Below are 11,714 nucleotides of genomic sequence, written 5' to 3'. Positions count from 1 at the left end.
TTTAACCATTCTGCTGATGTATAATACATTTACGTCAGCAGACTTTTTTTAACCTGACAACTTACTCTTAGCAAAAACAGTAGATTATGTCAAAGGGGTTTTCTATATTTACCCCGTAAACTTTTTAATTTTATTTAATACAAAATGACACCAAAAGCCATTTTGCCGCACATAGGATTCGGCAACATCAAATTCGGGATGGAAGAACATGAAGTATCAAACTACTTAGGCGATCCCGATGAAACGGAAGTACAAGACTACGGAGAAGGCGCCGAAGCGAATGTACTTTATTACGATGAATTTGGTATTTCCATGTCGTTTGACAAGGAAGAGGATTACAAATTAGTTGAAATTTCCTTTGAATCAGACAACTTCATCCTTCATAACGCCATTAAGGTAGGTATGTCTAAAGAGGATTTTCTGGCTTCATTAGAAACTCTTAAACTGGGAGATTATGAGGTAGAAGACATGAAAGAAGATGGCTTTGATGATAAGGAGCTATATGTATTTGAGAAAGAAAATATCAATATTTGGCTGGATGATGAGGCAATCACCTCTATTCAGATTGGTCCCGAATGGATAGATGATGAAACCATTCGTTGGCCACAGCGCAAAAATAATGAAGATGAAGATTAAAGGAAAAGAGGCTGCATGATGCAGCCTCTTTTTTTAATTCATGTAAAAAAATCAACCATTCATAAATAAAAGCGGCCTGTTGCGCAAGATGCAGCCATATAAATGTAACCCAATTAAACTTTTATCGTTTATAGCCTTGTAAGTTTAATATTTTGGAGATTTGCCATATTCTCCTATTTTTACAGACAAGTAAAGGATAAAAAAGATGAAAAAGATTTCGTTGATTGCCGCTGTTCTATTTTTGTTGGTGTTGGGGATGAGCTCTTGCAAAAGCACCGAAGACTGTCCCGCCTACGGACAAGCAGAAGTAATGGTTGACAATAATACTGCCAGAGCCTAAATACTGCAGCTAAAAGCATCAAAGCGTAACATAAAAGAAGGAAAACCATTCTTTTATGTTACTTTTTTGTGTCGTATACCCAAGCATCCACCTTATTATTTAGAGCCAATTTGCTAAAAGCCGCGTTGCTTTTTTTATTTTTTCACAAAACAGACAGACTATTCTGTTTTTTGCTTTATATTTGCACTATGAAAACAAACAAACCTCAGGAAAGAATACTGGATACTGCAAAAGAGCTATTTCATAAGCAAGGCTATAACTCTACGGGAATCAACCAGATAATTAGAGACTCAAAGGTTGCCAAAGCTAGTTTTTACGACCATTACAAATCAAAAGAAGAGCTGGCCATCGCCTATTTAAACCACAGGCATAACACCTGGCTAGAAGGTTTACAACATGAACTAAGCCAAGTGGAAAATACGCATGGCAAAATTTTAAAAGCGTTTGATTACCTCAAGACAATGAATATTAAAGAAGACTTTAGCGGGTGTGTTTTTCTCAACATGCTTGCCGAGCTAAAGACTTCCAATCTAAGGATTCATCAGATTATTCAGGAACACAAAACAGAAGTACAAAATCTGTTTTCTGAACTGATAGAAAATGAAACAACAGCATTTCATGTATTTATGCTATTCGAGTCCTGTCTGATTGAAAGCCAGGTGTACCGCAGTCAACAACCCATTGAAAAAACCATCCTCCTTCTTAAAAACATGATTTTATGAATCCCTATTTTTCAAAATTTAAAACCAACGACCCTAGTCCACAGCATTTGGGCCTCCATTTTTCTGCAACATCAGCCATAGGCGGGTTTCTTGCCATTGCTGCTATTTCATTATTGACCCATCATACGGGATCTGCATTTCTAATGGCGCCCTTTGGAGCAACATGTGTCCTGGCTTTCGGTGTTCCTGACAGTCCGTTAGCACAACCCAGAAACATCATTGGCGGACACCTCATTTCCACCCTGATCGGCCTTGTTTGCCTCTATTTACTTGGGAATACCTGGTATTCATTGGCAATTGGGGTTGGTCTGTCCATTGGAATCATGCAACTCACACGCACTACACATCCACCAGCGGGTGCCAATCCTTTAGTTGTTATCCTTGGCGCCAAATCATTTCTGTTTATCTTGAACCCTGTTTTATCCGGTGCCTTTATCATCACTGCCATTGCTTTAATATTCAACAACCTAAGCAGCAACAGAAAATACCCTAAATACTGGAAGTAGCTGGCCAATTATGAGCTACAATAACCAGGTATGGATGAAATGTTGAAGCCTTATTTTGTGCTTCATTTACAAATATTTGATGAATAAGCGATTACTCCTCTACCCTATTTTCAAAAATCAAAAAAACGCTTATCTCCCTAGATGTCAGATGCAATTTCAGGGTCTAAAAATTAAATTTTATTAAGAAAATCATTTTCTTATTCCTTGATGATTTAATTATGATTTGCTACTTTTGCGTTGCATTTTCGAAGACCTTATTAAAACAATTCTTAAAAAAGCAATAAAATGTCAAAAATCAAGATTGGGATTAACGGGTTTGGCCGTATCGGACGTTTCGTTTTCCGTCAGGCTGTAGCTAAAGGAACAGTTCAAGTAGTTGCTATTAACGACTTGATCGATGTAGATTACATGGCTTACATGTTGAAGTACGATTCAACACACGGTCGCTTTGACGGTACTGTTGAAGTAAAAGACGGTAAGTTAATTGTTAACGGTGACGAAATCCGTGTTACTGCTGAAAGAAACCCTGCTGACATTGCATGGGGTGCTGTAGGTGCTGACTATGTAGTTGAGTCAACTGGTCTTTTCCTAACAAAAGAATCAGCTCAGGGTCATATCGACGCTGGTGCTAAAAAAGTGGTTATGTCTGCTCCTTCTAAGGACGACACACCAATGTTCGTAATGGGTGTTAACAACACTAAGTACACTAACGACATGACTTTCGTGTCAAACGCTTCTTGTACAACTAACTGTTTAGCGCCTATCGCTAAAGTATTGAACGACAAGTTCGGTATTGTTGACGGTTTAATGACTACTGTTCACGCAACTACTGCTACTCAGAAAACTGTTGACGGTCCTTCAGCTAAAGACTGGAGAGGTGGACGCGGTGCTGGTCAAAACATCATCCCATCATCAACAGGTGCTGCTAAAGCTGTTGGTAAAGTAATTCCTGAGTTGAATGGTAAGTTGACTGGTATGGCTTTCCGTGTACCAACTCCTGATGTTTCAGTTGTTGACTTAACTGTAAACTTAGCAAAAGGTGCTTCTTACGAAGAGATTTGTGCTGCAATGAAAGAAGCTTCAGAAGGCGAATTGAAAGGTATCTTAGGATATACTGAAGATGCTGTTGTTTCTAACGATTTCATCGGTGAGACTCAAACTTCAGTATTCGACGCTAAAGCAGGTATCGCTTTAACTGACACTTTCGTAAAAGTTGTATCATGGTACGACAACGAAATGGGTTACTCAGCTAAAGTATGTGAATTGATCGAGTACATGGATTCAGTAAAATAATTGAATCTTTCAATCATATTAAAGGCTTCCTCACAAGGGAAGCCTTTTTTGTGTTTATTGCTTTACAAAAAGTAGGTTTTCAGTTTCAAACCCTCTCTCTTGAGCCAGTTCAACAAGGTAATTTATTCTATCTTGAGGCAATTGTTTTTCCCGAGCCAAAATCCACAGGTACTTGCGCGACGGTGTTCCTACCAAAGCATAGTTGTATGCCTCATCGAGTTCAATAATGTAATAATCACCTGCAAAAGGCCAGAAAAACTGCACCTTTAGGCGTCCCGGCTTACCTTCATCAGGCAAATAGGCTTTCCCCGTGCTGGCTTTCACATTACCCGATTCATCATAGCCTTGATTAAGAACCTCGATATCACCATCGCTTTTTAATGTATAAGTGGCTGAAACCCGATCCAACCCCTCCTCGAACCGATTAGGCAACCGGGCTATTTCGTACCACGTTCCTGCATAACGCTCAAAATTAACCGATGCAACCGTTGATAATTCCCGGGGTGCCTGACAGCTGTAGGAAACCATTAAAACAAGGGCTAAAAAAAGAAATCTACTCATAAGTACAGACCTATTTTAAGTGTATATAATCAATTTCCAGACGAAACGGCTCTGCCTTTTTATTGCCAATTAGAAAAGCCACCTCTTCCATAACATTACCAGGATAATTGGGCATTTTAAGTGCTTGCCCACGAAAGCTCGGACGCATTTCACCCAACTCAATTTCCACCTCTTGCCATTCGCCATTTGTTTGAAAAAACTGAACGTAGGAGTGCCGATCGTTTCTACTGCTTTTAACTCTGAACTGATAGCGCTTGCCATCCCCCTTAATTCTTAAAAGTGCCACGGTAGCTGTTTTAACTTCAACCGGGTTAAATTGGAACCTAACCATGGAGAAACCTCCATTATTAGCTGTCGAAACAAATCCATGAAACACGCCATGGCCTTCTTTATTGACAAACAAATCGCCTTCGGATACTCCACCCATCACTCCGTCATTAATTACTTGCCAACCAATTAAATCACTCTCCTTAGTAAAGTCGATAATGACCTGCTTTCCTGATAAACCCATACTCAACATTATTATTAGCATCCACTTCATGATAACCCGCAGTTAATAACAATCGGATGATTAAAACAATTTGAAACACCTCTTTATTGACCCGAAAGTCTTTTACCCGACCTGTTGATGCACTCTAAACACCAAAAGTTCGCATCAGTTTTCGGCAGGTGCGCTTTAGTTTGTTAAACCACTAAAACACCAGAATGTTTATATTTTATAACAGATTACTAAACAGATGTATTGGCAGAAACAGGGTGGTGACTTTAATAACTGCTCCTGTTAATTACTGCGAATGATTATCATACACCATTATTATACCTTAAAAGGAACAGGCAGCATTCATTGCATCAGGTAAAAGTGCTATCCGTTTAAGCATCCACCACCCAAATGTGAGAATTTAAAAATTGTCCTACTTATTAATAAACCTCCACCTACAACAGCTTGCCCGTACCCACGATTTCTTACTGACAATTAATCGCAATTTGGTAGTATTCAATTGCATATTAAAAGAAAAAAGCAGCACTGTCAATACTGCTTTGCACTTTTTTGATAGGACTATCAACTTCATTGAAAAGGCAATCGACCATGTAAGCGCTAAAATTTATTGTGCCGATTTACTGCAATATCGGCCTAACCACCATCCTATTGTTATACAAATAGCAGCACTTAATTTTTAGAAGGCCTCACCACTGCCCCTTTCAATATTCAGTGGCGACGGCCACTGCTCCCTAATGGCTTTTTCACGAAAGTTAAAAATATCCTGTAAACGCCCTTTGATAAGCACTGCATTTGCCAGTTGGCCTATCCACCCTAATGGCGGTTGGTAGCTGATAATATCAGTCATTAAAGCGCCTTGCTCGTGTTCTGTCACCCAATGTTGATGATGCCACATTCGATAGGGCCCCATTCGCTGCTCATCAACAAAATAATGCCCGGGTTGTATATGGGTAATTTCAGTGACCCACCTGGTGGCATAAAATTTCATGGGCTTGACCTGGTAGTGAATAATCATCCCTTCATACATTTTATCTGGCAAATCGGGATTTAAAATATCAAAACCCATCGAAGGAGGCGTAATCTTTTTAAGGTTGACCGGTGAGGCTATAAAATCCCATACATCCTGCCTGGATGCCGGAATAATTTGTTGCCGTTTGAATTGATAAAAAGCCATTTTATTGGTTTTACAGGTTTATAAGAACGGATAGGGTTCGACTCCAAAAGACCTGCAGCTAATGTGTGCAAGCCTATCTCAATCTTCTGATAATTAAAACAGTTGATTTATGTTTATTGTTTAATGAATAACAATAGACAAATCCATCGTGAAAACCTGCAGATACCAGCAGCAACTAACGAATAACTTCAAAAAACAAGGAAATTAATAGCTAAGAAACTTATAGTTATGGCGCTTATTTCGTCGTTCGATCGAACATGGAATAGCACTCTTACTCCTGTCGCGACACACCCGGTAATTTATTACCAACTGATAGCTGTTACCATAAGCTGAGCGTGCCTTTGTTAAACCAAACTGATACTCCAAACCGACGCTGAAATTCTTATAAACGATGCCTCCGGTTAACGCCATACCCAATGATTTACCCAGCTTATTTTCAGTGGTATGGCGGTAGGCCACTAACCCCCAGGTAGCCCAATCAGGATCGGGCGTTGGCATATACAACTTTAAGTTGGCATCGAGGCGGCTGTCAACATACATATTGCGACGATACAAGAGTGTGGGTTCTACGTAAAAGTCGCGATCTGGAACTTTATAGCTTCCTCCTGCATGAATATGGATATCGGTAGTTAGCGGAGGCTCATCGGCATGCCCGTATAACGAATTATTTTGAGGTAACAAATTCGTGATGCCCATCCCAATATGGTAGTCGTTATACTTTAGCAATACGCCAGTACTCGCATTAAAGCCCCATCCACTCTGGTTTCCACCATTGAGCAATGGATCGAAATAATCAGGATCCATCAATTCATCTACTTGCAAAGAACTCTGCTCAAGCGTAAAAGCCAGCCCAAAAGATAAGGTGATGGCTCGCCGCTTCGACTTTTTTAACTGCAGCTCATATGAGAAAGCCTGGTGCAAGCCCATTTCTTTGTAGTAGCCATTTTGATCGTTGTAGATATAGGTACCCGAGCCCATTTGCTGCAAAACAGGCATTTGAAAACTAAACACCTGATAGCCTGGTGATAAATCCGTTCCAAACCACTGCTTTTGAAAAATGCCGGTGGCTGTAAAACAGTTCTTGTGAAAAGCTGCGGCAGCCGGATTCATCTGAAACAAATCATAGACATACTGATTAGTCAGGTAATACTTTTGAGCATTTCCTGCCTGCATAGTAAGAAGAATGACTAATATGATCCCCAGCTTCCGCACAGCACATTATTATAGTTAATTATCGTTTAATCGTCACATGTCCCTTCATAATCTTGTCAATTGGCATCAAATGAATGACATACCAATAGGCATCGGAAGGAAGAGGTTTCCCAAGGTATTTACCATCCCAAGGTGGATCTGAAGCATAAAACTCTACCAGTAATTTGCCATAGCGATCGAACACACGAATGATCGAATCAGGCAATTTATCCAGACCACTCACGTGCCATCTGTCGTTATAACCATCCCCGTTAGGTGTCAGTATAGGAGGCACCTTAATCTCCAATATATTATCCAGCAGCAAAGTATCGGTTGCAAAACAACCATTGGCATCTTCTACCAAAAACACATGCTCTCCATTACTTAAATTACTGAATACATTGTTTTCCTGCAGCTGCTCATCATTTATGGCATACCAGTAAGGTGTTGTTCCACCCTCGGCCATCACAACGGCCTGAGCATAAATAGAAGTGTCTAAATAGGCAATGACAGGTGTTGGATTTACCACCAGCTGCATGGTATCAGTAGCCCACACACAGCCGTCAAAAGCTCGCAACCAATAGGTACCAGCCGTATCTAATTCTACGGAAGGCATCACCTCTCCGGTACTCCACAGGTACTGGTCGAAACCAGCTTCTGCATCAACCCAAAGGCTCTCGAATGCACAAACAGAGGTATCGGAAAGTAAGCCTAGCGGTTCGGCTACTTTGTGCTTTAAGGTTTGAGAATCGAACCCTGAACAACCAAACTCATCGGTTACAATCACAGTATTGACCGTATCCATTAGGTTGGCTGTGATGGATGGTGAGGTTTCACCGTTGTGCCATAAATAGGAGGCAAAACCATCACCGGCATCTAACACCCAGGTATCCACCGGACATATTATTTTATCAGGACCCAAATCGACAGCCGGAACTGGTCGCCACACTACAGACGCATGCCCGGTACCTATACATCCATTGGTATCCATTACCTTAAGTGCATAATTACCGTACCCAACTGTAATTGTTTGGTTCACTGATCCGTTACTCCACAAGTAGCGATAGTCGCCTGCGGGGCCGGAAAGTTCAACCTGTGTACCCGCACACTCGATAAAATCGGGTAATTCGACCACAGGGTTTTCAAATATTGATACATTGATATTATCTTCTGCCTGACAACCGTAGCTATTCGAAACTTCCAACTTATAGTTGCCTGACTGATTAACGAGTAGGCTATTCGTATTGAGAGCCGGATCATCGTTCCATTGATATTGGGTATAATCAGCCCGGGGAGAGATACTTATAGACAGCTCCCCACAATTGCTTATGTCATCGCCCAGTTCAACCACCGGAGAAGGATGAACATTAACCACTACATCATCAGCCAGCTCGCAGCCATTAGCGTCAATTACTTTGAGCAGGTAAGTTCCTGATGCATCAACACTAAGAGCAGTATTATCAAGTAAATGTGTTTCGCCCGCAGCACCCAGACGGAACCAACTATAACTTTGCGCATCGGCGCGTGGATTGGTCAATTCAATTACATTGTAATCACAGGCCGCCTGTGTTGGTCCCAGATCGATAGGCGCAGTGGCAATTGTATTTACTGTTACATTATCAGAGGCCTTGCACCCAAACTCATCTACGGCTGTAACCGAGTATACCCCCGGATTGCTTATGGTTAAGGATGCTGTTTGCCAGTCGTCATAGCGGCTTGTAGCATCTGCATTCCAATACAAATAGTCAAACTGAGCATTATCAAACGAAGTGTAACTCTCTACCATCAGTTCCTGCTCACTTCCATCACAGAGTGAGAATACATCTGGCAAGCTCACTTCTGGCAAACCATGCTCTACGACTGTAATTTCGTTTCGCTTAACGCAAGTTCCAGCAGTAGCAATCACCTCATACACCGCTCCATTGGACACATTGGTCACAATACTGTTATCATCATATTCAGGTCTCAGCACCCCATCCACGGTCCATGAATAGCTGTCGTAACCTTCACTGGCAATCACTTCGACGGCATCGCCATCACATAGATCTTTGGTAATAATTAAATCAATAGGATTCGCTGTATGGAATGTGATAGTAACATCATCACTCACCGGACAGCCGTTCACATCAGTGGCCACAAGGCTATAGGTTCCACTGTTATCCACTGCTGCATCAACAATTTGGTACTGATGTTCGGGGTTTGGGTTCAATGGAATTGTTGTGCCAGGATTATTTGTCGGCTCAAAAGTCCAGTTAAAATCATTATAATTACTCTCATTGGAAATGGTTAAAGTAACACCTACACACTCCTCTCTATCCGGTCCCAAATCCAGGTACAATGGTTCATGAAAAGCTATTTGGGCTTCTTCGCGTGCCACACAGCCATTGGCATCGGTTACTTCGAGCCAATAAGAACCCGGCATATTTCGGGTAATCGATTGACTTTGTTCGCCGGTACTCCATTGATAACCAGCATAACCGGCCGGCCCAGTAATAGTGGCCGTACTTCCGGCACAAGCAGTTTGATCATTCAGGTCAAAAACAGGTAAGGGCAACACAGTAATTTCAATTGACTCACTAATGGAGCAGCCATCAGTTGTCCAGGCAGTCAGCGTATAGCTGCCGCTCTGAGAAGGGATAATCCAGTTCTGCGTTTCATCAATATTTAAAAGCACACCATTATACCGCCATTCATAACGGGCAAAACCAGTGATGTTAATTACAGCCGTTCCTTGGCAAACGGTTGTGGCATCCAGCACAATATCCGGCACAGGCTTTACATCAATATTTACAGTATCACTATTGGAACAGCCCATTGCATCAGTCACTAACACGCTTACTTCAGAAATGTTGCCATCGGCCACCACCTGTATTTGAGAACCTGTAGCGCCATTATTCCATAAATAAGAGCTATAATCACCATCCACTGCATAATCGAGTAGTTCGCCTTCGCAAACGCTGGTATCGTTCCCCAGCTCAACCTCCGGAAATGTAAAGTTTACATCCAAGGTATCCGTTGCAATACATCCTCCAAACTCAACCTCAGCTTCCACCCAGTACTTGCCGCTTTCACTCACATTAAATACCCGGTCGGTTGATAAGACCTGGTTACCTGTTTCCACAGAATACCAGGTGTAATTTTTCATGCCTCCCTTCGCCTCCAGAGCAATCTCCTCACCCAGACATTTATCGCCGGCTCCGCCAGCATAGAATGAATTATACGATGAAAAGTAGCCAAAGCTGGTTCCGCCACCTGTGGCATCCGAATCACTTTCATCCAGAATGCATAAATGGAATAAGCCGCTACTATTTTCGAGGCGGTAAGGCACCCCTGTGCTTAAATTATTGAGGTTAACTGCGCAACATACCCATGCTTCCTGACCGGTATCCTGACCTGGTACGGTTTGCCAGCTATTGATGTACTTAACTACATTGATATCATTTCCGTCGCTGTCGTACAACACAAAGTTCTTAACATCCTTACGTTTGATAATAATATTTACCCAAAAATCGCGGTTAAAAACCCTTGTAAACGACACACTGTTCGAGCCATTACAGCTATAGCTGGGCAGCACTGCACTGCCTATTTCGTTGGCAACGGTAGGCGTATTGGGATTCACCAACCCGGTCAACTGGTAGGCATACACTTTTTTGGTTGCAAATATGTAAAGGGCATGATCGGAGATGTCGAATTCAGCCATCTCTCCCTTTTGCAAGGCCTTGGTGTTTTTTGTAGTGTTATTGGTAAATACCAGCGTATTATCCTCAATGGCCAACACAAATACCTTTTGCACCGAATTTTGATTCTTGTAACTGGAGGCCGCTTTACTGGTGTTCATTGCTACGTATTCGTTTCCAATAACATTGACAGGCACCAGCTGGTCGCCAATTAAATCATGTGGAAAACTATTAACATCCTCAATAATACCATCATCGGAGATTGTTACCGCAACCCGTTTATCAGCTGAAATTTGCGTGCCGGCGAGAGAAGCTCCCGGGGAAATATCGCGGCATTCGATACAGTAGGATTGCCCCCTATTTAATGTAATTGTATAAGGAATGCCTGCTGAATGCCCCGTTACATCTACTGCAGGGATAATTGTAACGCTTGTATTATCTTCTGTGGCAACAATATCCGCCTTTTCGTTAGCATTACCCCCATACTCCGAATTATTTCCATACACATTTTGCGATGGAACAAAAAAGTCGAACCCAAGGGCTTTATCTTCTTTTAAAATAAATTTATCAGGATTATCGATAGCGCTGACATCATAGTAGGCCGATATGTTGGCTGTTGAAGTTATCAGCAACCCTTTATTATTTACCTGGTTGGATGGGCTGTTTTCAACATCCTCCTTATTTAACTGAATGCCCATATGCGAATAAGGGGCAACAGTTTGTGTGCTCAAAACCTGCCCATTTTGCGCGGGCAAACTGATTGTAACAGTTGCCGCTTCATCGTATGTTGTAACACGTAAAACCACAGGAGCATCGCCATAGCCCTCCCATACATCCGGCGCTGCAAACCAGAATTCACGTCCTATCTGTCCATTAACTAATGTTGAAATAGTTAACAACAGCAGGTAAAGATATATCTTTTTCATTTTGGTGAATGTTAGGTGAGATGTAAGATACCGTCCAACTCTCACGTGTTTATTACCAATGCGTTTTAAAACCACCTAAACTAAATAACTCCCCTGTACTCATATTTTTTGTACGAATACATACACCGTTACGCACACAATTGGCCTAAGGTTGCAGTTCTACTCACATTTTTAATCAGTCGGGCGCTC

At 41.7% G+C, this 11,714-nt stretch carries 10 protein-coding genes; 5 read left to right on the top strand and 5 right to left on the bottom strand.

Features of this window, described 5'->3' with window-relative positions; all coding sequences use genetic code 11:
- Window positions 1-144: 144 nt before the first annotated feature.
- The 5 genes from ACSX1H_RS04065 (at window position 145) to gap (ending at window position 3,497) form a co-directional block, all read left to right on the top strand.
- Complete coding sequence (locus ACSX1H_RS04065; RefSeq protein WP_439182392.1) at window positions 145-636, top strand: hypothetical protein; 492 nt, start codon at window positions 145-147, stop codon at window positions 634-636.
- A gap of 205 nt (window positions 637-841) precedes the next feature.
- Window positions 842-976, top strand: a complete 135-nt coding sequence (locus ACSX1H_RS04060) for a hypothetical protein (protein ID WP_439182391.1) — start codon at window positions 842-844, stop codon at window positions 974-976.
- 188 nt (window positions 977-1,164) lie between these two features.
- Window positions 1,165-1,698 (top strand): TetR/AcrR family transcriptional regulator, encoded by a 534-nt coding sequence (locus ACSX1H_RS04055; protein ID WP_439182390.1) that lies wholly within the window; start codon window positions 1,165-1,167, stop codon window positions 1,696-1,698.
- Window positions 1,695-2,204 (top strand): HPP family protein, encoded by a 510-nt coding sequence (locus ACSX1H_RS04050; RefSeq protein WP_439182389.1) that lies wholly within the window; start codon window positions 1,695-1,697, stop codon window positions 2,202-2,204. Before ACSX1H_RS04055 ends, ACSX1H_RS04050 begins: the two co-directional genes overlap by 4 nt.
- Window positions 2,205-2,489: 285 nt before the next feature.
- Window positions 2,490-3,497, top strand: coding sequence for a type I glyceraldehyde-3-phosphate dehydrogenase (gap, locus tag ACSX1H_RS04045; protein WP_439182388.1), 1,008 nt, complete (start codon window positions 2,490-2,492; stop codon window positions 3,495-3,497).
- A 54-nt stretch (window positions 3,498-3,551) separates the two neighbouring features.
- Here gap and ACSX1H_RS04040 read toward each other — a convergent pair whose 3' ends face one another.
- The 5 genes from ACSX1H_RS04040 to ACSX1H_RS04020 all read right to left on the bottom strand — a co-directional run bounded on the left by ACSX1H_RS04040 (window position 3,552) and on the right by ACSX1H_RS04020 (window position 11,525).
- Window positions 3,552-4,058, bottom strand: coding sequence for a lipocalin family protein (locus tag ACSX1H_RS04040; RefSeq protein ID WP_439182387.1), 507 nt, complete (start codon window positions 4,056-4,058; stop codon window positions 3,552-3,554).
- A gap of 10 nt (window positions 4,059-4,068) precedes the next feature.
- The gene (locus ACSX1H_RS04035) at window positions 4,069-4,599 is read right to left on the bottom strand and encodes a CIA30 family protein (RefSeq protein ID WP_439182385.1); all 531 of its coding nucleotides are present in this window, start codon (window positions 4,597-4,599) and stop codon (window positions 4,069-4,071) included.
- A gap of 634 nt (window positions 4,600-5,233) precedes the next feature.
- Window positions 5,234-5,731, bottom strand: coding sequence for an SRPBCC family protein (locus tag ACSX1H_RS04030; RefSeq protein WP_439182384.1), 498 nt, complete (start codon window positions 5,729-5,731; stop codon window positions 5,234-5,236).
- A gap of 204 nt (window positions 5,732-5,935) precedes the next feature.
- Window positions 5,936-6,943, bottom strand: coding sequence for a PorP/SprF family type IX secretion system membrane protein (locus ACSX1H_RS04025; RefSeq protein ID WP_439182383.1), 1,008 nt, complete (start codon window positions 6,941-6,943; stop codon window positions 5,936-5,938).
- A 19-nt stretch (window positions 6,944-6,962) separates the two neighbouring features.
- Window positions 6,963-11,525 (bottom strand): T9SS type B sorting domain-containing protein, encoded by a 4,563-nt coding sequence (locus ACSX1H_RS04020; protein WP_439182382.1) that lies wholly within the window; start codon window positions 11,523-11,525, stop codon window positions 6,963-6,965.
- Window positions 11,526-11,714 lie beyond the last annotated feature (189 nt).

The sequence above is a fragment of the Carboxylicivirga taeanensis genome (assembly GCF_051851475.1).
Classification (GTDB): domain Bacteria; phylum Bacteroidota; class Bacteroidia; order Bacteroidales; family Marinilabiliaceae; genus Carboxylicivirga; species Carboxylicivirga taeanensis.
This window is presented reverse-complemented; position numbering and strand designations above follow the sequence as displayed.